Origin of the sequence: Sphingobacterium daejeonense (genome assembly GCF_901472535.1) — a bacterium.
GTDB classification, from domain to species: Bacteria; Bacteroidota; Bacteroidia; order Sphingobacteriales; family Sphingobacteriaceae; genus Sphingobacterium; species Sphingobacterium daejeonense.
Genome location: NZ_LR590470.1, coordinates 2,686,943 through 2,712,619 on the forward strand (window position 1 = coordinate 2,686,943; position 25,677 = coordinate 2,712,619).

The 25,677-nt window shown below is 36.8% G+C and carries 30 protein-coding genes, 2 tRNA genes and 3 pseudogenes; 15 read left to right on the top strand and 20 right to left on the bottom strand.

Going from position 1 to position 25,677, the window contains the following annotated elements; translation table 11 throughout:
* Nucleotides 1-74: 74 nt before the first annotated feature.
* Nucleotides 75-1,004 carry a methionyl-tRNA formyltransferase gene (gene fmt / locus FGL31_RS13025; RefSeq protein WP_099371516.1) on the top strand — a complete coding sequence of 310 codons (930 nt, stop codon included), beginning with the start codon at nt 75-77 and terminating at the stop codon, nt 1,002-1,004.
* On the opposite strand, the gene FGL31_RS13030 is transcribed toward fmt, so the two are convergent.
* Nucleotides 1,001-1,207, bottom strand: a complete 207-nt coding sequence (locus tag FGL31_RS13030; RefSeq protein WP_099371530.1) for a helix-turn-helix domain-containing protein — start codon at nt 1,205-1,207, stop codon at nt 1,001-1,003. The genes fmt and FGL31_RS13030 overlap by 4 nt on opposite strands.
* Before the next feature lie 299 nt (nt 1,208-1,506).
* Here FGL31_RS13030 and FGL31_RS13035 point away from each other — a divergent pair, with 299 nt between their 5' ends.
* Nucleotides 1,507-2,367: a sigma-70 family RNA polymerase sigma factor gene (locus FGL31_RS13035; protein ID WP_093096797.1), complete on the top strand. Its 861-nt coding sequence runs from the start codon at nt 1,507-1,509 to the stop codon at nt 2,365-2,367.
* Between the two features lie 134 nt (nt 2,368-2,501).
* Here the strand turns inward: FGL31_RS13035 and relB are convergent, their stop codons facing one another.
* The 10 genes and pseudogenes from relB to FGL31_RS13070 all read right to left on the bottom strand — a co-directional run bounded on the left by relB (nt 2,502) and on the right by FGL31_RS13070 (nt 7,483).
* Nucleotides 2,502-2,831: a type II toxin-antitoxin system RelB family anti-toxin gene (gene relB / locus FGL31_RS13040; protein ID WP_099367167.1), complete on the bottom strand. Its 330-nt coding sequence runs from the start codon at nt 2,829-2,831 to the stop codon at nt 2,502-2,504.
* A 137-nt stretch (nt 2,832-2,968) separates the two neighbouring features.
* Complete coding sequence (locus FGL31_RS13045; protein ID WP_232046727.1) at nt 2,969-3,874, bottom strand: Mur ligase family protein; 906 nt, start codon at nt 3,872-3,874, stop codon at nt 2,969-2,971.
* Between the two features lie 14 nt (nt 3,875-3,888).
* Nucleotides 3,889-4,311: a Mur ligase domain-containing protein gene (locus tag FGL31_RS25735; RefSeq protein WP_232046728.1), complete on the bottom strand. Its 423-nt coding sequence runs from the start codon at nt 4,309-4,311 to the stop codon at nt 3,889-3,891.
* A 19-nt stretch (nt 4,312-4,330) separates the two neighbouring features.
* On the bottom strand, nt 4,331-4,579 hold the full coding sequence (locus FGL31_RS25740) for a class I SAM-dependent methyltransferase (RefSeq protein ID WP_232047200.1): 249 nt from the start codon (nt 4,577-4,579) through the stop codon (nt 4,331-4,333).
* Nucleotides 4,530-5,000 carry a 50S ribosomal protein L11 methyltransferase gene (locus FGL31_RS25745; protein ID WP_232046729.1) on the bottom strand — a complete coding sequence of 157 codons (471 nt, stop codon included), beginning with the start codon at nt 4,998-5,000 and terminating at the stop codon, nt 4,530-4,532. Before FGL31_RS25745 ends, FGL31_RS25740 begins: the two co-directional genes overlap by 50 nt.
* Nucleotides 4,963-5,160, bottom strand: a complete 198-nt coding sequence (locus tag FGL31_RS25750) for a hypothetical protein (protein ID WP_232046730.1) — start codon at nt 5,158-5,160, stop codon at nt 4,963-4,965. The genes FGL31_RS25745 and FGL31_RS25750 overlap by 38 nt, the downstream gene beginning before the upstream one ends.
* A 3-nt stretch (nt 5,161-5,163) precedes the next feature.
* Nucleotides 5,164-5,934: pseudogene (gene tpiA, locus FGL31_RS29925) on the bottom strand (triose-phosphate isomerase).
* 68 nt (nt 5,935-6,002) lie between these two features.
* Nucleotides 6,003-6,134 carry a hypothetical protein gene (locus FGL31_RS28055; protein ID WP_262709125.1) on the bottom strand — a complete coding sequence of 44 codons (132 nt, stop codon included), beginning with the start codon at nt 6,132-6,134 and terminating at the stop codon, nt 6,003-6,005.
* A gap of 293 nt (nt 6,135-6,427) precedes the next feature.
* Nucleotides 6,428-7,159, bottom strand: coding sequence for a putative sugar nucleotidyl transferase (locus FGL31_RS13065; protein ID WP_171017666.1), 732 nt, complete (start codon nt 7,157-7,159; stop codon nt 6,428-6,430).
* A 75-nt stretch (nt 7,160-7,234) separates the two neighbouring features.
* On the bottom strand, nt 7,235-7,483 hold the full coding sequence (locus FGL31_RS13070; RefSeq protein ID WP_099371521.1) for a type B 50S ribosomal protein L31: 249 nt from the start codon (nt 7,481-7,483) through the stop codon (nt 7,235-7,237).
* A gap of 226 nt (nt 7,484-7,709) precedes the next feature.
* On the opposite strand from FGL31_RS13070, the pseudogene lysS reads away from it, so the two are divergent.
* A pseudogene (lysS, locus tag FGL31_RS13075) lies at nt 7,710-9,430 on the top strand (lysine--tRNA ligase).
* 121 nt (nt 9,431-9,551) lie between these two features.
* On the opposite strand, the gene FGL31_RS13080 reads toward lysS, so the two are convergent.
* Nucleotides 9,552-10,208 (bottom strand): hypothetical protein, encoded by a 657-nt coding sequence (locus FGL31_RS13080; RefSeq protein ID WP_138092014.1) that lies wholly within the window; start codon nt 10,206-10,208, stop codon nt 9,552-9,554.
* A gap of 423 nt (nt 10,209-10,631) precedes the next feature.
* Here FGL31_RS13080 and FGL31_RS13085 point away from each other — a divergent pair, with 423 nt between their 5' ends.
* A complete protein-coding gene (locus tag FGL31_RS13085) occupies nt 10,632-11,027 on the top strand; it encodes a hypothetical protein (protein WP_099371524.1) in 396 nt (131 codons plus the stop codon).
* Nucleotides 11,028-11,087: 60 nt separating this feature from the next.
* Here the strand turns inward: FGL31_RS13085 and FGL31_RS25755 are convergent, their stop codons facing one another.
* The 4 genes from FGL31_RS25755 to FGL31_RS25770 all read right to left on the bottom strand — a co-directional run bounded on the left by FGL31_RS25755 (nt 11,088) and on the right by FGL31_RS25770 (nt 13,928).
* The gene (locus FGL31_RS25755; protein ID WP_232046731.1) at nt 11,088-11,267 is read right to left on the bottom strand and encodes a hypothetical protein; all 180 of its coding nucleotides are present in this window, start codon (nt 11,265-11,267) and stop codon (nt 11,088-11,090) included.
* Nucleotides 11,224-11,673 carry an insulinase family protein gene (locus FGL31_RS25760; RefSeq protein ID WP_232046732.1) on the bottom strand — a complete coding sequence of 150 codons (450 nt, stop codon included), beginning with the start codon at nt 11,671-11,673 and terminating at the stop codon, nt 11,224-11,226. Before FGL31_RS25760 ends, FGL31_RS25755 begins: the two co-directional genes overlap by 44 nt.
* Nucleotides 11,660-12,841, bottom strand: coding sequence for an insulinase family protein (locus tag FGL31_RS25765; RefSeq protein WP_232046733.1), 1,182 nt, complete (start codon nt 12,839-12,841; stop codon nt 11,660-11,662). The genes FGL31_RS25760 and FGL31_RS25765 overlap by 14 nt, the downstream gene beginning before the upstream one ends.
* A 166-nt stretch (nt 12,842-13,007) precedes the next feature.
* Nucleotides 13,008-13,928 (bottom strand): M16 family metallopeptidase, encoded by a 921-nt coding sequence (locus tag FGL31_RS25770; RefSeq protein ID WP_232046734.1) that lies wholly within the window; start codon nt 13,926-13,928, stop codon nt 13,008-13,010.
* Between the two features lie 137 nt (nt 13,929-14,065).
* Here FGL31_RS25770 and FGL31_RS13095 point away from each other — a divergent pair, with 137 nt between their 5' ends.
* Both FGL31_RS13095 and FGL31_RS25775 read left to right on the top strand, forming a co-directional pair.
* Nucleotides 14,066-14,200 carry a site-specific integrase gene (locus tag FGL31_RS13095; RefSeq protein ID WP_138092017.1) on the top strand — a complete coding sequence of 45 codons (135 nt, stop codon included), beginning with the start codon at nt 14,066-14,068 and terminating at the stop codon, nt 14,198-14,200.
* Nucleotides 14,154-14,959 (top strand): annotated as a pseudogene (locus FGL31_RS25775) (tyrosine-type recombinase/integrase). Before FGL31_RS13095 ends, FGL31_RS25775 begins: the two are co-directional and overlap by 47 nt.
* 111 nt (nt 14,960-15,070) lie before the next feature.
* Here the strand turns inward: FGL31_RS25775 and FGL31_RS22705 are convergent.
* Nucleotides 15,071-15,241: a hypothetical protein gene (locus FGL31_RS22705; protein ID WP_171017667.1), complete on the bottom strand. Its 171-nt coding sequence runs from the start codon at nt 15,239-15,241 to the stop codon at nt 15,071-15,073.
* Between the two features lie 167 nt (nt 15,242-15,408).
* On the opposite strand from FGL31_RS22705, the gene FGL31_RS13110 reads away from it, so the two are divergent.
* From FGL31_RS13110 to FGL31_RS13130, 5 genes are all read left to right on the top strand, one after another.
* Nucleotides 15,409-15,693, top strand: coding sequence for a carboxypeptidase-like regulatory domain-containing protein (locus FGL31_RS13110; protein WP_138092023.1), 285 nt, complete (start codon nt 15,409-15,411; stop codon nt 15,691-15,693).
* On the top strand, nt 15,639-17,711 hold the full coding sequence (locus FGL31_RS13115) for a TonB-dependent receptor (protein WP_138092026.1): 2,073 nt from the start codon (nt 15,639-15,641) through the stop codon (nt 17,709-17,711). Before FGL31_RS13110 ends, FGL31_RS13115 begins: the two co-directional genes overlap by 55 nt.
* A gap of 10 nt (nt 17,712-17,721) precedes the next feature.
* Nucleotides 17,722-18,354 (top strand): hypothetical protein, encoded by a 633-nt coding sequence (locus FGL31_RS13120; protein WP_099371528.1) that lies wholly within the window; start codon nt 17,722-17,724, stop codon nt 18,352-18,354.
* A gap of 90 nt (nt 18,355-18,444) precedes the next feature.
* A tRNA-Arg gene (locus FGL31_RS13125) sits at nt 18,445-18,516 on the top strand.
* 822 nt (nt 18,517-19,338) lie between these two features.
* On the top strand, nt 19,339-19,764 hold the full coding sequence (locus FGL31_RS13130) for a hypothetical protein (RefSeq protein ID WP_138092029.1): 426 nt from the start codon (nt 19,339-19,341) through the stop codon (nt 19,762-19,764).
* A gap of 297 nt (nt 19,765-20,061) precedes the next feature.
* Here FGL31_RS13130 and rpsU read toward each other — a convergent pair whose 3' ends face one another.
* Nucleotides 20,062-20,253, bottom strand: coding sequence for a 30S ribosomal protein S21 (gene rpsU / locus FGL31_RS13135; protein ID WP_093097788.1), 192 nt, complete (start codon nt 20,251-20,253; stop codon nt 20,062-20,064).
* 81 nt (nt 20,254-20,334) lie between these two features.
* Entirely contained in the window at nt 20,335-20,967 is a 633-nt protein-coding gene (locus FGL31_RS13140) for an HAD family hydrolase (RefSeq protein ID WP_232046735.1), read from the bottom strand.
* Between the two features lie 87 nt (nt 20,968-21,054).
* On the opposite strand from FGL31_RS13140, the gene FGL31_RS13145 reads away from it, so the two are divergent.
* A tRNA-Ile gene (locus FGL31_RS13145) sits at nt 21,055-21,128 on the top strand.
* Between the two features lie 233 nt (nt 21,129-21,361).
* Here FGL31_RS13145 and FGL31_RS13150 read toward each other — a convergent pair.
* The gene (locus FGL31_RS13150) at nt 21,362-22,810 is read right to left on the bottom strand and encodes an IS1182 family transposase (protein ID WP_138090679.1); all 1,449 of its coding nucleotides are present in this window, start codon (nt 22,808-22,810) and stop codon (nt 21,362-21,364) included.
* 292 nt (nt 22,811-23,102) lie between these two features.
* Between FGL31_RS13150 and FGL31_RS29930 the strand changes: the two genes are divergently transcribed.
* The 3 genes from FGL31_RS29930 (at nt 23,103) to FGL31_RS13165 (ending at nt 25,676) form a co-directional block, all read left to right on the top strand.
* Complete coding sequence (locus tag FGL31_RS29930) at nt 23,103-23,291, top strand: transposase (protein ID WP_099371549.1); 189 nt, start codon at nt 23,103-23,105, stop codon at nt 23,289-23,291.
* Between the two features lie 234 nt (nt 23,292-23,525).
* Nucleotides 23,526-23,804 carry an IS3 family transposase gene (locus FGL31_RS13160; RefSeq protein WP_171017669.1) on the top strand — a complete coding sequence of 93 codons (279 nt, stop codon included), beginning with the start codon at nt 23,526-23,528 and terminating at the stop codon, nt 23,802-23,804.
* A gap of 459 nt (nt 23,805-24,263) precedes the next feature.
* A complete protein-coding gene (locus FGL31_RS13165; protein WP_138092036.1) occupies nt 24,264-25,676 on the top strand; it encodes a hypothetical protein in 1,413 nt (470 codons plus the stop codon).
* Nucleotide 25,677 lies beyond the last annotated feature (1 nt).

Sequence of the window (25,677 nt, forward strand, 5' to 3'; positions counted from 1 at the left end):
ACTTCGCAAAGTTAATAAAATTTGTCATCCAACAATGAGGATGTTAAAGCATCCAAATCTTAATATATTTTTATATGCGCATTATATTTATGGGAACTCCAGACTTCGCCGTTGCATCACTAAAGGCATTAATTGAAGCTGGTGAAGAAGTTGTGGCAGTAGTTACCGGACCGGACAAACCTGCAGGTAGAGGCCAGAAATTACACGAATCAGCCGTCAAAAAGTTCGCAGTATCTCAAAATATCCCTGTCTTACAACCCGTTAAATTAAGAGACCCAGAATTCTTGGCCGAACTGAAATCTTTCAATGCAGATTTGCAAGTCGTAGTTGCCTTCAGAATGTTGCCTGAATTGGTGTGGAAAATGCCAGAAAAAGGAACAATCAATGTACATGCTTCTTTATTGCCCAATTACCGCGGTGCAGCACCTATCAACCATGCTATCATCAATGGTGAGAAAAAATCTGGGGTAACCACTTTTTTATTGCAACATGAGATCGATACTGGTAATATATTGTTTTCTACAGAAGTAGAAATATTAGACAATGACAATGCAGGCGATCTACACGACAAATTAATGCTCGCAGGTGCTGAATTATTGATAAGAACTGTAAATGCAATCAAGAAGAACGATATTCATCCTATTCCTCAAGATAGCATCGACACTGAAAACTTAAAACATGCTCCTAAAATCTTTAAGGAAGATTGTCTAATCAATTGGGAAAATGATTCTGTGAAAATATATAACTTAATCAGAGGCTTAAGCCCCTACCCAACTGCTTTCACTCATATAGATGGAAAAGTATTGAAGATTTATGAGTCTGAAATAATTATTGAAAAACATGACCTTAAGCCAGGAACATATATCAGCGACGGCAAAAATGAGCTAAAATTCGCAACAAAAGACGGTTTTCTAAAATTATTAGAAATTCAGATTGAAGGCAAAAAAAGAATGTCAGTAAGTGATTTTCTTAGAGGCTATCGATTGGAAGGAACGACGAACTAGTCTTCAACATACTTAAAAATATCACCAGGCTGACAAGCTAATGCTTTACAGATAGCATCTAATGTACTGATGCGTATAGCCTTAGCTTTTTGGTTCTTGATAATAGACAAATTAGAGAGTGTAATCCCAACTTTGGAACTCAACTCATTCAGAGACATTTTTCTCTGAGACATGATATCATCTAGATGAACAATTATAGGCATAACAAATATATTTTGCACGTGATTATTACATTCTAAAAAACAATCATTCATGCGAATTGTTTTAACTTCAGGAAACGCTAATTGAAATAAGCAAGTTAATTAAGTTAAATGTGTGTTAAATCGTCCATAAACACGCTGACAGATGATATTTTGGAATGATTTTTGATGTTAGTATAACATCACCTCACCGCTTGTAACTAACTCATAATGAGTTAATAATTTACAATTAGATTAGAAAATATTCGTATAAATTTGTTATGTTTGCAAACATTTCAGAAAAGAAAGGTTTATATATTTAGATGAGACAGCTCAAAATTACACAATCCATCACCAACCGTGAGTCGCAGTCCCTTGACAAGTACTTGCATGAAATCGGTAAGGTAGATTTAATTTCAGCAGAAGAAGAGGTTATTCTAGCCCAAAGAATTCGTGAAGGTGATCAGGTTGCATTAGAGAAATTAACTAAAACCAACTTACGTTTCGTTGTATCCGTTGCAAAACAATACCAGAATCAAGGATTGACCCTAGGGGACTTGATTAACGAAGGAAACTTAGGCTTAATAAAAGCAGCAAAACGTTTCGATGAAACTAAAGGGTTTAAGTTTATATCTTATGCGGTATGGTGGATTCGTCAATCAATTTTGCAAGCAATTGCTGAGCAATCTCGTATCGTTCGTTTACCATTAAACCAAGTAGGATCTCTAAGTAAGATCAGCAAAGCCTTTTCTAAATTGGAGCAGGAATATGAACGTGAGCCATCACCAGAGGAATTAGCTGATATCTTGGAAACAACTGTTGACAAAGTATCGGATACATTAAGTAATTCTGGACGCCATGTTTCTATGGATGCACCATTTGTACAAGGTGAAGAAAATACATTATTGGATGTATTGGAAAACAGCGACCCAGACACCGACAGTTCGTTGATCGACGAATCATTGTCTGAAGAAATCAAAAGATCGTTGGCTACTTTAACAGAGCGCGAAAGAGAAATTATCGTATTGTTCTTCGGATTAGGTTCTAATCACCAATTGTCTCTGGAAGAGATTGGAGAGAAATTCAGCTTGACTAGAGAGCGTGTGCGTCAAATCAAAGACAAAGCGCTACAACGCTTGAGACATACCTCTAGAAGCAAAATCCTCAAGTCATACTTGGGATAAAAAAGATTTTATGATTTAACTATATCTATGCGCAAGGAAACTTGCGCATTTTTTTTTGCTTATAAATATTTCATTAGAGAAAAAAATAGCCCTGCAGTTTTCATGCAAGGCTTTTTCTTTTAGAAACAATCCTATTATTTCTTATGCAATTGCTCGTATAGATCAATTACTTTCTTCTGTAAGTCGATAACTTCTACTTCACGTGATTGAAGACGCTTTTGAAGCTCGTTTACTTCATTCTGGATTTGTTTATCTTCCTCAGGATCTGAAGTCGATAATAATTGTACTAATGATAAACCAAACAGTTTAGAAATTTGGTTCAATCTCGATAAATTAACATCAGTAATGCCTGTTTCAATTTTAGAAAATGCTGGAATAGAGATATCTAGCCTTTTAGCTACATCCTCCTGACTCCATCCTTTCTGATGTCTAAGTAATCTGATTTTTTTTCCTAATGCATTCATGGGTAAAATGTAAAATATTTATTTATTAAGTAATTATCAAATTTAAACAAATAAAGTAAATTTCAAAATCCCCATATTAAAAATTTAAAAAAAAATAGAAAGAATGTTAAAAATTTCTCAAAAATTTATCTGCAAAACTAGACATATTTACCCCATTGTAGTTGTTTTGAACTCATAAATAGCAAATTATAACCATTTGATTTAAAAGTTTCCAAAAAATCCTCCAAATCTGTCATCTGAGTGATAACATGGAAAGATGGATGGTTAAAAGCCTCAGTTAATCGCCATATTAGGTTATCTAAAGCAATATTTTTTTCCTTGATAAGCGAAGTATTAACAAAAACGACAGCAAAATCTGATTCATTCATCGAATTTGCGTATTCCGTAATAAACTCTGAGTCAATACTATCATAAGCATTCAACTCAATGACAGTCACTAGTGCCTGATTCGGAAATTGCTCCTTTACAGCATGGATACTCGATCTCAACTTACTAGGCGTATGCGCAAAGTCCTGATAAACAACACTCCCATTCTGGCTCGCCACAAATTCCAAATACCGGATCGAACTCTTGAAATCCTGAATAGCATGGTAAAACTCATCACGCTTCACCCCTAACCACTCGCACACCGTAAATGCACCAGCAATATTGGATAAATTATGCTTGCCAAAAATCTTTAAAGGAATATTCTCTTCGCCAACGTGAATATAAGTCACACCCTTGTTAATTGTATATTCAGGAAGCTTATAACCATGTCGGTTGATTTTAATGTCCATGGTGCGCTCTACAACCTCTCTAGTGTTCTTATCATCCTTATTATAGATAAGGGTACCCTTGGGAACAATCGTACGGATAAAGTCCTCAAATTGCTTGAAGTAATCATCTTCACTGATTACAGTCTTGAAATGATCCCACTCAACACCACTGATAAGCGCAATATTTGGTTTGTACTTGAGAAACTTGGACTGTTTGTTAACTGCTGAAGCATAATATTCATCCCCTTCAATAATCATCAGGTTATTTTCAGGGTTAAGTTGAAGCAACTTATCGAATCCTTCTAATTGAGCCCCATACTAAATAATCGAAATTTCGTCCCAATTTTTTTCAGGACATGCATGATCATACTCGTAATGGTTGTCTTACCATAGGTCCCAGCAATAACAACACGAGTCTTTTCGGCACTTTGCTCATAGACAAACTCAGGAAAGGAATAAATCTTTATTCCTAATTCCTTCGCTTTTTGAAGTTCAGGATTGTGTTCATCCGCATGCATACCAAGGATAACAACATCAATGTCATCCGTGATTTTCTCCGGAAACCATCCCAATTCCTTGGGCATTAATCCAGCATCTTGGAGGTGAGATTTGGAAGGTTCTACAATCTGATCGTCAGAACCACTCACTTGATGCCCTTGTTCAGCTAAATTAATAGCTAAATTATGCATGATACTTCCACCTATGGCTATAAAATGTATGCGCATTTAGTTGGCTTTTATAAATTTAGCTGCACACCACGTGTCCAGTACTTTTTTCTCGACAAATTGAAACCCCCAAGGTCTCAGCTTTTTCTCTCAGAATCTCCAAGTCTTCACCATCATAGAATCCAGATATATATAATTCACCAGCATCTGGCAAATCTGAGGCATATACATCAAACTGATCCAACAAGATATTCCTATTGATATTTGCTAGAACCATATCAAATCGAAGACCTACTATTACTTCTTTGGATCCCAAACTTTGCTTCAATATTGGAAACTTGGTTGAGTTCCTTATTTTCATTTACACTCTCAACACAGATCGGATCAAAATCAACGGCCAAGATGTCCTTAGCACCTCGCTTTGAAGCTAAGATGGCCAAAATACCTGTCCCGCAACCCATATCCAAAACCTGCTTGCCTTCAAAATTATTTTCTAAAATAAAAGAAAGCATCATTGAAAGTGGTTTTGGTGATGGCCTGTACCAAATGACATTTTTTGGATCGATGATAATCTGATATGGATATTCAGGCTTGTCCTCGTGAAAAGTAGCACGAACATAACATTGGTCATCAACCAAAATTGGGCTAAAGTTGCTTTCCCAAACTTGATTCCAGTTCTTGTTTTCCAATTCCTCTACTTGATAGGAAATGTCATAACCAACCGCTTCCGTAGCCAAAACTGTTTCCAAAGCCTGGATGTCCAAGTTGGATGATGGCACATAGGCCAACAAAACCTTGGCCTTGATCCTCAAAAGTATCAAAACCAAGGTTAGCCAATTCAGCTATTAGCAAATCCTTTTGCCATTCCTCAATTGTTGAGGACGTAAAAGTAACTGCTGTATACTTCATATTTTAAGCGTTAAAAACGTTAATAATTTGCAAGAAATCACGTGACTTCAATGAAGCGCCTCCGATTAAGCCACCATCAATGTCAGGTTGCGAAAAAAGACTCTGCGCATTTGAAGGATTTGCACTACCTCCATATAAAATACTCGTGTTGTCAGCAACTTCTTGTCCGTATTGATCAGCCAATGTCTGACGGATAAACGCATGTACTTCCTGTGCCTGCTCCGGAGATGCTGTCAAACCTGTACCAATTGCCCATACTGGCTCATAAGCCAACACAATATTTCCAAATGCAGTAGCAATCTAAATGAAACAGTGCTTTGCTCAATTGGTTCTTTATAACATCAAAATAAGATCCTGCTTCACGCTCACTTTGAGTTTCTCCAATACAGAAGATAGGCTTAAGACCATGTTTTAAAGCCGCATCAACTTTCTCAGCCAATAACTCATCTGTTTCACCAAAATAAGCACGACGCTCTGGAATGCCCTAAAATCACAATATTCAGCACCTGTTGATTTAACCTGAGAAGCTGAAATTTCACCTGTATAAGCTCCAGATTCATGTTGATTGATGGTCTGAGCTCCAATGGATACATTATTAGTATGTGCACTTAACTTTGAAATCGCCGCCAAATGGATAAATGGACTGCAAACAACGATTTCCTGATTACCGATAACCTCATCTTTAACCATGTTTACAATCTCGGAAAATAAGCTAATTCCTTGCTCATAGTCCATATTCATTTTCCAGTTTCCAGCTACTATATTTTTACGCATAGTTATTTATATTATATGTTTAAGATTGATTGTTCTCCTGTAGGTATTTGACCTCCTCAAATATATGTTTAAAGATAGGGAAGTTCATCTGCAGTTCTTTCACACCCGTTACCCTTCTCCCTACGCTCCATCATTTCTATAAATTTTTCAAAAGTATATGTTTCAGTTCCAGCGTCCGTTTTCCAGCTGAAATCTGCCACAAATTTGGGAATAAATTTTGAAATTTGCAACCTGTGAGCCTACACCAATTACACAACCTGTTGTAAATGATGAATTAATCCCACTCATCGCGTAATCCCCCATAAACAAACCGCATTTGATTTCATCTGTTTGACGAAAACTAAGATCCTCATAATCAAACAACCGAACAGATTTCCAATTGTTTTTCAAATTTGAATTTGAACTACCAGCTCCAATATTACAGCCCTCGCCAATGACCGAACAGCCCAAATAGCCCTCATGCCCTTTTGCACTATTCCCCCAAATAACCGTATTATTTACCTCTCCACAAACAGTACTGCCCGGACCAATGCTTGTGTTGGGATACAATCGAGCACCAGTCTTGACCCTTGCACCATCTCCTATTGCAACATAACCTTTTAAATAACTGGCCTTCTTCAATCTTACAACCTTTACCAATATAAATAGGCCCCTCCAGACTATTCAAACTAACACCCTCAACCTGAGCGCCCTCTTCAACAAATATCCAGCTGCCATAAACAGCATTACTAGAACTTATTGAGGCTGTATTTCTTCCCGCTGTCAATAGGTTATAATCAAACAACAATTGAGACTTATTCTGCAAAAAGATATCTTCAAGAAAATTGAGGTATTGAATGTTGCAGGAGGTTTTGATTGGATTATAGCGAAGATGAAGATTTTGATAGTCGATCTTTCCTTCTGTTGATCGTATCGCCACCCAAGAATTATCATCTAAAAGCACTTCGCCAGGATTTAAAGACTTCAGTTCAACAATCAAATCATCCGATGGCAAAACATTGCTACGTATAATTAAGAAATCCTGGTTGCCAAAATCTGAAAAAGGAAATTTGTCGCTGAGGTAGTCAACTGTATCAAAAGTAACTGGTGCCTCAAAAATACGGCCCCATTTACCATCTAGTGTACAAATACCGGTTCTGATATTACCAATTGGACGAGTCGCGGCAAAGGGAAATAGACGCCTGCGCCAATGTGCGTTATCAAATAATACGATGGTTAGCGACATGAAATAAAAGTACATAAAAAATCCCGACAAATAAACTTTATCGGGACATTAACAATTTCTTTATAGTAAAGAATATTACTTTTTGTTGTAACGGCTACGGAATTTATCAATACGTCCTGCTGTATCAACCAATTTCATCTTACCAGTGTAGAATGGGTGTGAAGTGTGAGAAATCTCTAACTTTACCAATGGGTACTCGTTACCATCTTCCCAAGTAATAGTTTCTTTTGTATCAACACAAGATTTAGTAACAAAAGAATAGTCATTTGACATGTCTTTGAATACAACTAATCTGTAGTTTGATGGATGCAAATCTTTTTTCATTTTATCTTATGATTACTATATAATTCAACAATTGAGGTGCAAAGATAATTTATTTTTCATTCAAATACAAAAAACAAAGATAAATTCATTTCAACACCTGTGAATAAATTTTACTTAAACCACAAAAATAAACAAATCAAAGCACAATAAAGCCTTTTTTCTTCTTAATCCTCTATAAATAGTTCTAATTTCATACTTTTGCAACACATTATAAGTTGTACGTAAAATGAGCATCGGATTATCGGAACAAGAACAACAAAGAAGGCTGAACCTGAAAGCCTTAATCGACCTAGGCATTGACCCCTTCCCCGCTGAAGAATTCAAAGTTAATGCTACGGCTGAAGATATATTAGAAAACTACGAAAGAGATAAGATCAACTATAAGAACATCAGTTTCGCCGGACGGATTATGAGCCGTAGAGTAATGGGAAGCGCATCCTTTATGGAGCTACAGGACGCTACTGGACGTATCCAAGCCTATGTAAAACGTGATGATATCTGCCCTGACGAAGATAAGACTCTATACAACACCGTATTTAAAAAGTTATTGGACATCGGAGATATTGTAGGTATTACTGGATATGTTTTCACTACGCAAACTGGTGAAATCAGTATACACGTTCAAACCCTAAAAGTTCTTACTAAATCATTGAGACCTCTACCGATCGTAAAAGAAGCGGATGGTAAAACATTTGACGCTTTTACAGATCCTGAACAACGCTATAGAATGCGTTATGTGGATTTGATCGTGAACTCTCAAAATAGAGACATCTTTGTTAAGCGCACGAAATTATTCAATGCTATGCGTGAGTATTTCAACAACGCTGGGTATATGGAAGTTGAAACACCAATCCTACAGGCAATCCCTGGGGGTGCGGCAGCTCGCCCATTTATTACACACCACAATGCTTTGGATATCCCTCTTTACTTACGTATTGCCAATGAGCTGTATTTAAAGAGATTGATCGTTGGTGGTTTTTGAAGGTGTATATGAATTCTCCAAAAACTTCAGAAATGAAGGAATGGACAGAACACATAACCCAGAATTCACAGCAATGGAAATCTATGTAGCCTATAAAGACTACAACTGGATGATGGAGTTCACAGAAAACCTGTTAGAACATTGTGCTATCGCAGTGAATGGAACGACAAACGCGACATTTGGTGAACATAAAGTTGACTTTAAAGCTCCATACCCAAGGGTCAGCATGACTGAAGCTATCAAACAATTCACGGGATTTGATATTACAGGAAAATCAGAAGATGAAATCCGCATTGCTGCCAAGGGAATGGGAATCGACGTGAATGACACCATGGGCAAAGGAAAATTGATCGACGAGATTTTTGGTGAAAAATGTGAAGGCAATTTTATCCAACCAACATTTATTACCGACTACCCTATCGAGATGTCTCCTCTGACCAAAAAACATAGAGACAACCCCGAATTGACAGAACGTTTTGAATTGATGGTTTGTGGTAAAGAGATCGCAAATGCTTATTCTGAGCTCAACGACCCTATCGATCAAAGAGATCGCTTCGAGCAGCAACTCAAACTATCTGAAAAAGGTGATGATGAAGCCATGTTCATTGATCAGGATTTCTTGCGTGCCTTAGAATATGGAATGCCGCCTACATCGGGATTAGGAATTGGAATGGACAGATTGATTATGTTTTTGACAAATAACCCTTCCATCCAGGAAGTATTGTTCTTCCCTCAAATGCGTCCTGAAAAAGTAGCTAAAGTAGCTTCTGTATCAGATTTCGTAGAAATCGGGATTCCTGAAGCATGGGTTCCTGTCCTGCAAAAAAATGGGATTTACAACAATCGAACTATTAAAAGAAGCAAATCCAAACAAAGTATTCAATGACTTGGGCGGAATGCGCAAAAAAATGAAATTAGATATATCTATGCCAACTAAAGATGAAGTCTTGACTTGGTTTGAATAAGGAAATTCTAAAATTAAAAGGAAATGCCCTGTTGGTTTACAGCAGGGCATTTCCTTTTATTCATCGATTTGGAAACCCCAATATTCATATTTCAAATCATGTTGAAAACTACCTGAACCATTCAATCCATGCAATGAGAATGTAATCGGATAAAGGTTTTTATTTTACTGTTATTAATGATATCGTAAGTCTTTTTGTACAGATCCAAAATAGCTTTTCTGCCTTCAGCTTTATTGATCATGGTTTCTCTTTTGGAACTTGTTCGATGTAGGATCGCCAAACTCGATTGATCCAATATTTTTAAATCGACCTCATTCAAAGGGGTTAAATCAGACATCTTGTTCAACACTGAAATAAAATCCTCTTCTTTAGATTTCGATTGTGCGTAAAAAATTACTCTATCACCATAAGATGCCCTCTTAACATAATAACAAGGCAATTTATGTTTCTTAATTTCTTCTTCGGCCTCAACTGATAACAATTCTGCAGCATCAGGAAATTCCATGATTACTTCAAAAATATTAAAATTCATAGCACAATAAAATGAGGACTCAGCCTCTTTAAACCCTTTCAATAAAGGAAAAAATCTCTCCCTTTCTTTTTCCGTCATAAGCATCCCTTTCAAGAAATTATAATCCAGTATTTCCCTCCAATAATTTTTCGGACTTATATCTGAATCCTCAATAACAGGTATATGAAGTCCTACATACTGCTGAACATCCAATAAAGTCGGTATTTTATTAAATTGTTCAGATCCCAAATTCGCTTCATAACTCATCAGTCGCACAGGAAGCTTTTATAGCTATCATACCGAGAAATGGAAATTTTACTTTCGTCACCTTTAAACTCTACTATATTTCCAGGATAAATTAATAGATTGTTTTCATCATCTACATTGAAATAATGGATAATAGAATTTCGAGAAATTTTAATGGGTTCTGCTTCAGGCTTTGGCTGCGGAATTTCAGGATCTACATTTGAGCTTTTTGAACAGGAATAAAAAATAAATATGATTAGAACAGAAAAATTAAAGAAATTTATTTTCATAATTTTTAATATAATAGCCGTGTAATGCAAACTTAACAATTCAATATTAAGTAAAAATTAACAAAACAAAAACTCAAAGTTTAACAAACCTGCGAAATAAAACAAATCCACAGAATTTCCGTTTTAAGATATAACTTATTGAAAACAGATATACATGAAAAAATTATCCCTCATATTAGGTTTACCTTTCATCATTGCTTGTGCCAGCAGTCAAGGAACAGGAACAAAACCACCCAAAATCATCGGAAATTGGCAATGGATTGAAACATCTGGCGGATTTGCCGGCATAACAAAAACACCAGAATCAACCAACTCCATCAAACATTTACAGATTACAAAAGACAGTATTTTCTATTATGACAATGGTGAGCTGTCAAATGCACAGCCCTATAAATTAGAATTAGCAATGTCGCAACTCAGCAATAAAAACGAATGGCAAATCGACGAAACAGTCAGTAAAGTCTTTGTCCACCGACAAGATTCTACTCTGGTTTTAGTGGAGGATTGTTTTGACTGCTTCTCCCATAAATATGTGAAAATGAAAGAATAAGCAAAAGAATTATTGATTATTTATATCATAAAAAAAGCCCCTTTAAAAGGGCTTTTTAGATTATTTTGCATCCGAAAGAAGGATAAACTTGTAGAAGTTTTCTTCTTTCAGATATTTGTTTGCAGCTGCTTTTACAGACTCAATGCTCACCTTGTCAAGCTCCTCTAAATATCGAGTTACTTTGGTAGGATCTGTATCATTCTGAACAGAACCTAAAAAGCTGACCCGCCCAGAAACCATTCTCACGTAAATTGATTTCCAACTGACGTTTCTCTTCAATCTTGAACTTATCTAAATCAACTTGCGATGGACCATCAGCCTTGATTTTTTTAATTACATCAATCGCTGAATTAATCAATGGCTGATATTTATCTACACTTGTTCCAAACCCAATCATAAATGTATACCTAGGTTTCGGAAACTTACTTACGGAAAATCTAGCACCTGTACCATATACTCCACTCTCCTCTTCACGAAGTCTTTCTAATAATTTATTAGTCAAAATAGTCTCTAATGCAGATGTATTCAGATTCTCTTGTTCATTGTATGTATAATCTCCATACATGGTCAAACGAACCATCGCTTTAGCTTCTTTCCCTTTATTGACTACTTTCTCAACACCTTTGTTGTTCTCATATAGGTTCAAATCTTTTGCTTCTTCTTTTACGGTTTGTAGTAGGAAGAGCAGCAAGATATTCTTCTAAATAAGGTTTGATCTCGTCTTCAGTAAAGGATCCAACGATTACAAAGGTAAAATCTGAAGCATCAGCAAATCTATCTTTGTATATTTCGAGCGCCTTGGCTTGGTTTACATTTTCAAGGTCTTTCAATGAATAAGGAACACGACGGATGCTGTTACCGTAAAGTGTACGCTGAATGGCATCACTATAGACGAAGTTTGGATCATTTTCACGATTCGCCATCATATCCTTCTGTTTACTGATAACGCTTTGGAAAACATCATCTTCGATTCTTGGCTCCGTGAAATAACCATAAACCATCTCAAAAGCTGTTTTTAAACTTTCCTTATCCGTCGAACCACGCAATCCCTCAGCACGCTCTGAAATATAAGGACTGATGTTCACATCTTTTCCAGTTAAGCTTTTTTGTAACTCAACCGTATTCAATTGACCGATACCAGAACTATTCACTAAATTCCCAGCAAAGGAAGCTGACATATAATCCGCATCAGAATACAAGGAAGTACCACCTGGACTATATGCGTTGATAGAAATCTCATCATTCTTGAATTTAGTAGGTTTTAATAAGACCTTAACGCCATTGCTCAAGATGATTTCTTTAGTTTCAATTTTATCAATCGACTTTTCAGACTTAATCGATCCCTTAACAGGAGCTTTAGACAACATAGGTAAATCAGACACCTTATCTTCGTAGGCTTTCAGATCCTCTTTGTCAATGGAATCAAACCAAGAATTTACAGCAGCTTCATCTGGCAATTTGTCTTTATCGGTCTCAGGCGCCAAAATCAATACATCACGATTCGTGTCAACATAAAATTCTTTGGCGATGTCTTCAACTTCTTTTAAAGTTAATGTTGGCAACAATTGCTTAGTTAATTCATACCTATCTTCATTGCCCAATGCAGGACCATCATTCAAGAAATGATTTAAATAAGTATTTACATAACTATCTGATTTACGTTTATCACGCTCAACATAAGAAGATTCATTGTTCTTGGAGATGGAACTGATAGCTCTCTTGAATTCTGATTCTGTGAATCCGAATCTTTGAAAACGATCTAATTCTCTTACAACAGCTTTGAAACCATCTTCAAATTGACCAGGCTTTGACACAAAAAAATGCCCCCATATTATCTAGACCACCAATAAAACCTGAGATATCAACGCCACCTTGAATAAATGGAGGGTTCGCTGATTGACCTAGTTCACGAAGTCTCGGCATTGATCATTTGATTGAATACATCTTTCAATAGATCCCTGCGATAATCTTTCACAGTTACTACTTTTTCCTCAGGGTGCTTGATAAGATTTGACCGATAGTATATGACATCTCCGGATCAGTAACCTTGATAAATTGATTTTTATTCAATAAATCAACCTTGTATTCAGTTCTAGGTTTTTTGTTGGCTGGAACCTTCATATCTGAAAACAACCTTTTCACCTCAGCCTCCATCTGTTTTGGATCAATATCCCCAACTATAATAAGAGACTGCAAATCAGGACGGTACCAATCTTTATGGAATTGACGAATTACTTCAGGATCGAAATTCATAACGACCTTTTCGGTTCCAATTGGTAGTCGGTCAGAGTATCGAGAGCCATTCAACATCACTGGAAAATATTGATCGCGCATACGTTGCTGTGCACCACGGCCACCACGCATTTCTTCCATGATAATTCCACGCTCTTTATTGATCTCCTCTGTGTCCAACATGGCATCCTGCGCCCAATCGCGCATTACTTGGAGACCATTTTTTAATAATTCTGGATCGTCCGAAGGTATCGGTAGTTGATAAACGGTCTCGTCAAAACTTGTATAAGCATTTAAGTCAGACCCAAAACGAACACCAGCTTTCTGAAGGTAATCGATCAATTCGTTCTTTGGAAAATGCTTCAATCCATTGAAGTTCATATGCTCCATAAAGTGAGCCAAGCCCAATTGGTTTTCATCCTCAAGGATAGAACCAACTTTCATAGCCAAATACATCGTTACACGTTTCTCTGGCTCAGCATTTTTACGAATGTAATACTGAAAACCATTTTCCAATTTCCCTTTAATAACATCCTTATCAAAAGGTAATTTAGCATCCCATTTAAGGGAATCGTTAATCAATAATACTTTAGCTTCAGAGTTTAAGGTTGAAGGAACGTAAGCACTCGCCATCTCCGTCGCAAAGGGCAACAGAAAGGCTAATGCCAAGGGTTTAGAATTTTCATAATTTCAAAAAAAATTTTCTAGAATGGTTATTAATTTATATTTGTTGCCAATCTACAATAAATTATTAAAGCATTAAAACAATTTCTCTATTCTCGCAAAGATTTAGATATATTTAACAGATGAATTGGGAACAACTAAAAAAGGATTTTAAACGTTATTTACTGCTAGAAAGAGGCTTAAGCGATAACAGTATAGTCGCGTATTTAAATGACGTTAAAAAACTTCAGAGTTTTTGCCGAATTGCAACAAATTGAACCAAAGGATTTTCAGACCAATGATATACAGAACTTCCTCAAATGGATCAATGAATTCCCCATTTCGGGAATATACCCAAGCAAGGATCCTCTCAGGTATAAAAACATTCTTTGGCTTTCTACAATTGAACATGGCTTAGTAAACAACCCAGCAGAACTTATTGAAACCCCTAGGCTATCCAGAAAAATTCCTGCCGTTCTTAGTATTCAAGAAATTGATGAACTAATTTCTGCAATCAACCTATCTACTACAGAAGGAACTCGAAACAAAGCAATTTTAGAAATGCTGTATGGCTGTGGACTTCGTGTATCGGAACTCTGCAACCTTAAAATATCAAATCTCTTCCTCGATGTAGAATTCATTAAAGTGGAAGGTAAGGGAAATAAAGAAAGACTGATTCCAATTGGCCAACAAGCTATAAAATACTTAAAGATATACCTGGAAGAAATCAGGGTACATCAGACTATAAAAGCAGGTAAAGAAGATTTTGTATTCTTGAACAGAAGGGGTTCTCCCCTTTCAAGGGTTATGATATTTCTGATCATCAAAGACCTTGCTGTAAAGATTGGATTGGAAAAAGAAATAAGTCCCATACCTTCAGACATAGCTTTGCTTCACACCTAGTTGAAGGCGGAGCAGATCTTAGAGCAGTACAAGATATGCTAGGACATGAAAGCATCACAACAACAGAGATCTATACGCATATAGACAAAGAATATCTGCAAAGTGTCATCACTCAATTCCATCCCAGGTCTTAATGCAACAAAGTTTAATTTAATTTGCAACATTATTGCATTTGAATTATATTTGCACCGTGATTACTTATCTAAAGCCGTTTAAACAATTAATATCATCCTTTTGGATTGGAATTATGTTCCTTTCCATCGGGTTAATTGTATTACATAGGCATGATCACCATCAAGAATCGCATTCTTGTCATACAGAAACAAAACATGACCATCAACATCCCAATTCGGAAGATTGTCATTATTGTTTTCTGTTTTTTCAACAGGGCATTCAAAATGTTTATGGATTTTCATGGGAATCTAAACCAATGGATTTTTAATAGCTGCTGTATTAAACCACAGTAAGATAGAATTCCCATCCCTTAATCCTCAGACTGGCAAAAGTTTGCGAGCACCTCCCTTTCCTATATTATTTAATCGAGTAATATACAGCATTTTATAATTTATTTACTACAACATTCATGTTGAAATATGTATGGACTGCGCTTCTATTCTTATCGATAGGAATTGTAAATGCACAGACCAATAATCAATATATCAATGGTATTGTCCTGGACGAGAGCGCTGAACCAATTGTTGGCGCAAGCATTACTGTACTAGAAAAGGATTTTAATACTACTTCTGATGTTCATGGCAACTTTAAGTTCAAAGAGGGCGATGGACATCAACACCTTACTTTACGTGTTTCTGCTTGGGTTATGAAACTTTTGAACAGCCTATTCATACGGAAGCTGGGCATACTTTAAAAATTGTCCTTAAGTCCATTTCCGTATCCATTGATGCTGTATCAATTTCAGCTCAACAAGAAGAGCAAAAAACGGCAATCAAAGCAAAATTAAGCCAACAATTGATCGAAGAATCCAAAGGTAAATTGTCTGCAGAGGTTTTTTCACAGTTGTCAGGTGTCAGCATTCTGAATTCGGGACATTCGGTTGCAAAACCTGTTATCCATGGCCTTCACAGTAATCGCATTATCCTCATGAACAACGGTGTAAAGCAGGAAGGACAACAATGGGGTATGGAACATGCTCCAGAGATTGATCCATTTGCAGCTGATGAATTTGAAGTAATTAAAGGAGCCCAAGCTGTACGCTATGGTGCAGATGCCCTAGGCGGAGTATTGCTGGCAAAAGCTCAAAACCTAGATCCATCAAAATTCCAAGGTAGAGCAGATGTAATCGCGCAATCAAATGGAAGAGGTGGTATGGCCAACCTACAATTCCAAGGGGGCATCAATTCTATCCCTGAATTGGCTTGGAAAGTGCAAGGTTCAGCCAAAAAATTAGGTGACAGCAAAGCTCCTAATTACTATTTGGGAAACACGGGTTCAGAAGAGATCAATTTTTCTGGAACAGTGCAATACCGTAAGGAAAATAAATTGATAGAAGCATATTACAGTAGGTTTGCCACAGAACTCGGCGTGTTCTATGGAGCACATGTCGGAACCATAGATGACATCTATGCAAGAATTGAAAATGGTGAGCCTTTTGAAAAGTATGATTTCAGTTATAAAATCAATGCTCCAAAACAAAATGTATCCCACCAATTGGGAAAGCTGAAGTATCAACAAGAACTGAATAATGGCATGCAGCTAGAGGCTCAATATGCATGGCAACAAAACCATCGCAAGGAGTTTGATATGCGAAGAGCTGTTTCAGATGATGTTCCCATGTCAGATATGATTTTGACTACACAACAGTTGGAAGTTATTCTAAAGGCAAAATCGCACAGCATAGGATTAAATGCAGGTAATCAGGTGAACAACAATGTTTCTGGAACAGGCACCACTCCTATTATTCCGAATTATGACAATTATTCCATTGGACTGTTCGGGATTCATCAATTTCAATTCAATAAATGGATTGTAGAAGCTGGATGGCGTTATGATTATCGTTATTTTGACGCAGCAGGTTATCGATATAAATATACTGATGCTCAACAGTCTGTTCCACAACAATATCTGTTGGAAGACACACGGAGTTTCCATAATTTCTCAGGATCTCTGGGTGCGGCATATAACTTTAACAACGCTTGGCAATATAAAACCAGCTTAGGGTTAGCATGGCGTGCGCCTACAGCAAATGAGCTTTATAGCGATGGTGTCCACCATGCTGCAGCAATTTATGAAATCGGAAACCTTGACCTCAAAGCAGAACAAGGATTAAAATGGGTTCATTCCATTTCCCATAAAACCGACAATATTTCATTGACTGCTGATATCTTCGGACAACTAATCCATAACTATATATACGCTGCCCCAAATCCGGATTCTGTCAGACAGACCATTCGTGGGACTTTTCCAGTATTCAGCTATTCGCAAAACAATGCCGTATTTTATGGAGCAGATATCCAATTTGATTGGAAGATAAACCCTACTTTACATTACAGTTTGCAAGGTAGCCTAGTACGTGCAAAAAACACCAGCACTGATAGCTACCTGCCTTATATCCCATCGGATAGACTTCAAAATTCAATTCAATGGTACTTCACTGAAAACAAAGGCTATGTAAAACTGACTCATGAATTTGTAGCTAAACAAAATCGCTATGAAGAAGGGACTGACTATGTTGCCCCTCCTGCTGCCTATAATTTATTCAAGGCTTATATTACTCAACCTTTCTTAATTAATAAACAACACATCAACATTTCTTTTTCAGTCGACAACCTGTTCAATAAAAGCTATAAAGACTATATGGACAGATTCAGGTATTACACTGACCGACCTGGAAGAAACTTTATTTTATCCGTAAACTACAAATTTTAAAAACGACATCATGAAATCAAACATTGTAATTCTTTTAATATTAGCATCATTCTTTACTTTTCAATCATGTTCAAAGGATGATCCAACGCCAGAAGTTGACCAAGAAGAAGTAAGTTCAGCAACCCTTACATTCACTGAGGTTGAAGCTGAAAAGCACGACGACCATTTTCATTATCATGACATCCAAAACCCAGAAGTTGAGACAATAGAATTCTCAGGTAATGATTTTTTACCTCCTGTAGATGCACATGTTCATTTAGAAGTTGGAAAATCATACCGTTTCAACCTTAAAGTAAAAGATTTTGCAGGTCGCGAGAGCCAACAAACTTTCATTGACAGAGCAGATCAGCATTTTGCTTTCATCCTTGGCGCACCTGAAGGTTCATTGGCAGCAGAATATGCCGACAAAACTGCAGACGACAAAGCAGCTAATGTAGGCGTAACAGGATATATCACCGTATTGAAAGCATCAAACAGCTTTACATTCCGCTATTTGATGAGACACCTTAACCCAGGAGTAAAAGACAAAATCAACCCTAAGACTGATATCTTCAACAAAGATTTCAATCAGTTTGCAGGAGCTAACGACTTGGATCTAAAAGTTCAATTCCACCTTGTCGAAGAAGGTCACGAAGGTCACTAATATTATTGAAACCCTATAAATCAATAGCTTGCTAAAATCAGCAAGCTATAGTTGCATAAAACGCATAAAAAATACTATTTTTGGCGTGCCGCCTCCGTAGTTCAATGGATAGAATGTTAGATTCCGGTTCTGATGATGTAGGTTCGATTCCTACCGGAGGTACAAAAAAGCGAAAAAAGCCAGTCCCAAGACTGGCTTTTATTATTTACTAAGATCAAGGTTGCTTAAGAAACAAATATTGCCTCTAGCCCGGCGGGACTCCCATTATATCCCAAACTATAAAATGCCAGATGAATGCAACTATTAAAGAAAGGATCGTTTCAAACTATAAAAACCCCAGAGGGGTGCTACTATTATAGAAATGATTATAAAGCAACATTCAACCCTGTAGGGGTGCAACTATTATAGACAGGTGGAGACACGAGCCACGGCGCAAAAACCCCATCGGAGTAAAATGCCATAGGCATGAAATATCTCTTAAATGCCGTAGGCATGTAATATCTATAGAAATGAAAATCGCATCAAACACAAACGCCATAGGTGTGGCATGTTTGTTAAATCCCTGCTATAAATTGTCAGCCAAGAAGGGTTGTTCTAACGCTTGCACAGCGCCTAAATAGTTTCTCTCGCTAAAGCGAGAGAATGACACACACCTTTTTTTTATAAGGGGCGATTTTGGGGGAATGGAGTTGCGGCAAGCCGCAACTCCATTCCCCCCAAAATCGCCCATGTGTTCTCCCAACATGCGTGTTCATCCTTCATCACAAGCTCAGAAAACCGTTTTTATAATATTGACCTCAGACATTGTATTAAGTCTTCCGCCGCTATGGTTGGTGTCACCACCAACCAACTTTGTCACCAAAACAAAAGATATTCATGAGCTAAATAAAATATTTTATATTATAAATGCATACATTTTAATCATAAAGATTTTTTTATAATTTTAATGTATCATAAAATTAAATAATGAAAAACCTTTTTTTAATGAAAAACGCTATTCTTAACCAATTCATCTCAACACGAATCTGCGAATTAGAGATGCTATTAAGATTCACATTTTATTTTTTAATTATCGGTTTTTCATTACTCGTATCCGCCTGTAATAATCAAAATAAGGACTTTAGATATGTTCAAACCATTCCCGATTCATTGAGAACATCAGAAGAAAAGATGGTTGCAAACCAATTAATCAAGGTTTTAATTGAAGATATAAAAGTGGAGAATAATAAGATTGTATTAAAATCTTCAAAGTCAGATTTCAAATCGAAAGGAATTCCAATTCAATATTTTAATAAATTGACAGACGATATTGATAACACAAACAAATACATGAATTCGAATAATGTGAATAATATTCAAGAATTAGTGGATTCATTAAAATCGAATTTAAGCAGAGAATTAAAAAATTAGAGCTCAAATACTAGTCTACTTTTCTAATAAAACCATAAACCTTGCCCTCAACAATCAAGGTAACCTCAATACTAAAATATAAAACCCCAGAGGGGTGTAACTTTTCTAGAATGATTATTCAACGTCAATAAACCCTGTAGGGGTGCAACAATAAATCACAACAATCACTTGTTTCAAAACAAAAAATGACCTTTCCAGGCCACCTAATTTAAAACTATAAAATCTCTTATGTCTTTTGTCTAATGTCTAATCCCATTACACAAAAAAAAGCCGCCCTTGGGCAGCTTTCAAATATCATTACGCGTTATCTTGATTTAAAGATTGCTTATAAATAGCCTTCTTAACTTGGATACGACGAGCAACGGATTTCTTCTCATAAGCTTGACGTGAACGTAATTCTCTTAATACGCCAGTTTTCTCGAATTTCTTCTTGAAACGTTTTAACGCTCTATCTAAAGATTCTCCTTCTTTTACATTAACAATAATCATAGCTTTTTGTATACCTCCTTTCGTCGTAAAAATTCTTGGTCTGCAAAGATACGTAAAGCAATAGGATTACACAAGCTATTATTAATATAATTTAAGGTCCGCAACTATCTGCTCCAACGGACGCTCATTAGAACACAGAACAGTCTGAATACCAAGCCTCCCCGCTCCTTCCAAATGCTGAGGACTGTCATCAACAAATAGAGTTTCCTCTGCAACAAGGTTGTTTTGATCCAATACTCGTTCAAAAATCGCTGCATCAGGCTTCCTCAAACCCTCCAAATGCGAGTAATAGGTACGTTCAAAAAACTGATCGTTGTTAGGAACACCATACTGTTCTTTGATCGAATTCATACAATATGCATAATGAAGTTCGTTATTGTTACTACAGAGAAAAGAACGGTAATTGGCATTCAAGTTTTCCAGGATCTCATGCTTTCCTTCCGGTACCCCGATCAAAAGAGCATTCCAAGCTGTATCGATCTGATCATCGCTAAGGTCATATCGGTTGGCTTTCTTACGAACACCATCACGAAATTCAGGAACGCTGATCTCCCCTTTGTCAAAGGCATCGAACAAACTGTCCTGACCTTTATGTCCAAAAAAATCATCTGGGTTTTCAATCCCCAAATCTATAAATGCCTGACGCACTTTAGGAAAGTCAATCATAAAGATCACATTGCCATAATCCAGAATAACATTTTTAATTTTTTGCATATAAAAATTTTGTTTTCTCGTCTCAAATATCGATAATTGCATCGTCAAAACGGGAATAATTTCCTTTTTTAACAACAAAAAATAACCGCGCCTATAGCTCAGTCGGTTAGAGTAGAAGACTCATAATCTTTTGGTCCCTGGTTCGAGCCCAGGTGGGCGCACAAAACTAAAAGCCGTTCCGAAAATATCGAGGGCACTGAAAAAGTCTCAACTTTTTAATGAGATTTAAAGAAATGACTGAGTACAGGATTTATCTTACTCGGTCATTTTTGTTCTAAGGATTTCTGAAAATTTGTTTTTTTAATGGTTTTATTGAAGGTTTAATCGACCATGAGTGGCTATTTAGGCTTTCAGAATCTCAAATCCATTGATTTTGAGGTAATATTCCTTCTTTTTAGATCAATTTCAGGATTCTTTTCAAGTTTACCGTGAAGATGGCCATTGCACCCTGCATTTCCATATTTTGGATGCCATAGGAATCTGCTCTTCCATAACCATGGACATTCTTGAGCTCACTGTTCTTTGCCTCGATCTTATACCTTTCCTTAGACTTGCTCCGGTAATGATAGGTTTGCTGGAAAGCCATCTGCTCTTTATGGAGTTCGGATTTAATGGTTATCGAATAGGTCTTTGTTTTTGACCCATCCTTATAACATCCTTCCCTGAGAGGGCAAACCTTACATCTATCCACATCGAAGTAATACGTGTCTGCTTGATTTTTACCTATGTTCTTTTTGCCCTGACGGGCCTTCCGGATTGCTAGATGGCCAGCTGGACAGACAAACATCCCCGCATCTTTATTGTAGTGAAAGTGATCGCTTTCTTTCCTGGATCCCTGGCTGACTGCCGGTTTCAATTTAGCGATGATATCAATGTTCTGTTCTTTTGCCAGCCGTAGATTGTCCTTTCCAGAATATGCGGCATCGCCTATAATCGTGTCCACTTCCATTCCATTCTGCTGGCTGATCTCCAATAATCGGGGCAGTTCCGGACCATCACCTTTCTCGCCTGTAGTAACGACCGCTGCTGTGATGATGCGTTCCTCGGTCATTGCCAGATGTGTTTTATAGCCAAAGAAACTACTGTCCATTGATTTATGTCCAAGCCTGGCTTCACCATCTTTTGAGAGCAGATAGTATTCCTTTGTGTCCTCGATGGTTTCCTTCAACAGGTTCAACTTCTCTTTTACAGCCGGTATTTCACTGATAGATTGATCCTGATCCAGCACTCTCTGTAATTCCCTGCAATAGGCAAGCTCTTGGTCCAGGTCGTTGGACTCGTTCTTTTGTGGTAGGCGCCCTTTGTAGTCCTCATCGATCTGATATATTGCTTTCCTCAACAGCTTGGATCGTTCCTTGAGCACTTCCAGTGCTGTGTATGGGTTCGATCTGCAATGGGTATGTGTGGCATCTACGATGATGGACCTTGATTTTATAATACCCTTTTCAAGAGCGATCGTTACGGTCTTATTGATCAACAGGTTCAATAGGTCCATGTCCTTTAACCGTAGCTTACGGAATTTGGTGAGCGAACTTGGATTGATCACATCCTCCTCAGGGGCCATTTCCAGAAAGTATTTAAAGGACATGTCATATCTGGAACGATCAACGACATCAACATCCGAAACGGTGTAGATCGTCTTTAACAGAAGGTACTTGAACATCTTGATGGGGCTCTCTGCTGTACGCCCATTGGTCTGGCAATACTTCTCCAAAAGTTCCTCATGTATAAAACTGAAATCGATAAGATCGTTGATTTTGCGAAGTAGATTGTCTTTTGGAACAATGATATCGTACAATCCCGAATAGGAACTGAACTGAATTTTTTGTTGGGTAGAAAGCATCCTGATGTCCGTTAAAGCCTACTTTAAGATACGAAAAAAGGAGCAGAAAACTGTTGTTTTCCACTCCTTTTTTTAGCCCATTCTAAAAGAGGACTTTTTCAGTGCCCACAAAATATCGGAATGGCTTTTTTAGTTTCTTAGGGCATTTTAGGGACATCTGTCCTACACCGAATCGGATATCCCGAAACGATGTGATTTAGGATCAAGCAGAATTCTTTGGGGGAAGATTAAAAATTTGGAGTTGCTACCTTAAGAGCGAGACAGATTTAAGGAGTAATTTAAATTTGTAGAGATGCATAGAAAATTCGATGATTCGTTTAAGATAATGGCGATAGATCTGAGCGTTGTTAAGGGATCCGTAGCAGAGGTACCCAAGGAATTAGACATAGACCCCAGTTTATTGAGTAAGTGGCGTAGAAATCCACTTTATAATGAGAATAAGGTTTTACCTGACAATCCTAGGATTAGTCCAGAACAATAGGTGCAGAGGCTTTTACGTAAAAAGTTAAGAGATACAGAATTAGAACGTGATATATTAAAAAAGGCCAAAACCATCTTCTCCAGGGGAGACAGTCCATATACCGGTACATAAAGGAGAACCGAGAAGTATATTCCGTAGAGAAGATGTGCGAAGTATTGAACGTTAGTAGCAGTTGTTTTTACCGTTGGCTGGTTTGCCCGGAATCCCCCAAGGAACAACGAAATAAAAGCACTTGTGGATAAAATACAGCAGATATACAGCGACAGTAAGTATATCTATGGCAGTCCACGGATAACCGCAGAGCTGCACAAAAAGGGTGAAATGGTATCAAGAAGCTACGTTGCAAGATTGATGAAGAAACATGGGATACGAAATAAGGTTATGAAAAAATATATGTTGACCACAGATTCCGTCCATGGCTATGAGATAGTTGAAAATCTCCTCCAAAGAGATTTTTCAGCACCCAAACAGATTGAAGAGACGCTACTAGAAAAAGATAGATTGGCAGCTTAAAAAAATCTCCTACTTTAAGTTGCAATTCCAGCTGTTCGATGGTCATCAAGCAAAAATAACATTATAATGTATTCTATAGTCCGTCAAATCTCTGGAGGAACAAGAAAAGCCGAGTTTTTCTTTGTTTATTTGATCATTTTAAACTATTTTGAATAGTTTAAAATGATCTCAAATGGCCAAAAAATACTTACAGATCAAATCGATAATGACCTATTCTTGCCTATTCCCGGATAAACAACCCAGGAAATTGAAGAGTATCTAAAAACTATTCCTACTATTAGGGCTATAGAATTTGTTTCCCATCTTGCCTTAACAAGAAATCAGCTTCTAAAAACCAATGATGAACTAAGTTTGTTAATGCCCATCCTATTTAGGCTTAACATAGATATACAACATATAGTAGTCGATTATTTACAAAGTATAAAAATTTCTGAATACTCATTTATAGATAGTCATGCTATGTTATTGCTAATGGAAAAATTGTTGATTTGTAACAACTCTTCTCAAGACGAATTAAGTAGGGATGATTACAGCAATATTATGTTGGCATATTGGATTTGTTGTGATGAAAGAGCCAGCAAGGTGGATAATGTAGATCGGATTGACTCTCCTGAATCTTTCCTAAGCGTATATGTTCCTGAACAGCTGATCTACAACGATATTATATACCCGAAAGATTACCGCACAGAATTTATTAAGTGTTTTAGTTTTATGTCTTTTTGTGCAGAAGACAGCATTTTTTTTGAATACTTGCAGATTTTTTCGTCAGAATATGGAATGACATGGCAAGAATATTTATTCATCAACTTTACCTTATATCTAAAAATGTCGACGAATGATTCCGGTGCGACACCGGTTGTGTACATAGATAATACCTACGTGTCGGCATTGAACTTTATGGCACCAATTTGTTGCGAATTGGGATCTTTTGTTTCGAGAACAGATTTTAGAGCTTTAAGGCAAACGCCTGTTTTAAAGGTTTCTAACAATCATTTTATAATATTGTCAGATAAGTTCTTTGTTGATAAGATCTTCAGTAGCTTATTATTTGATTTTGCTAAAATCTTATCCAAATATAAACAGAGAACTAATATTAGTGGCTTTCCAGACTTAAAACAATTGGTTGGCCAACGATTTACCGAACGGATATTATTCTGTGAAATCATGAATAGATGTTTCAGTAAGTATGCAGACGTGATGCTGTCTGGTGAGACATTGAAGTCCAAAATCTCAAATGGTGAACCGGATTATTATATCCGCAAGGGTTCCAGGGTGTTCATTTTTGAATTCAAGGACGTATTACTTAACACCGAGGTCAAGTATTCGAGGGACCTGTCTAAGATTCAAAATGAGGTATTGGAATTATTTGAGGAATCGACATTTGAAAAGAGAACTACCAAAAGTAAAAAGTCAAAACCTAAAGCGATTAAACAGCTTTTGAACGTGATTCGGGAAAAGCTACCCGTTATCCATAAGGAAATTGACAAAACTACTCTGAACAAGGTATATGTTTTTCCGGTAATCATCTACACAGATTCTAATTTCGATGTCGATGGTGTGAATTATATGTTAAACGAACGGTTTTTATCTTTACTCGGTCTTGCTGAGTTAAATTCTTGCTATGTAGTTAAGGATTTGGTCATGATAAACCTGAATAACCTTATTCAGTTAGAGGATTTGTTTTTCCATAATAAGTTAAATCTTAGTTCCTGTATCAATGATTATAGGTCTTTTAGATTGACCAATAAGAGTGATTCTGTAATTTCTTTTACAAAATTTCTAATGAGAAAATCAGAAAAGCAAAATTTTAAATATAAAAACACTAAGTGGTTCAATGATGCTTTGCAAGTGTTGAAAAACACTTCTTTTTAAT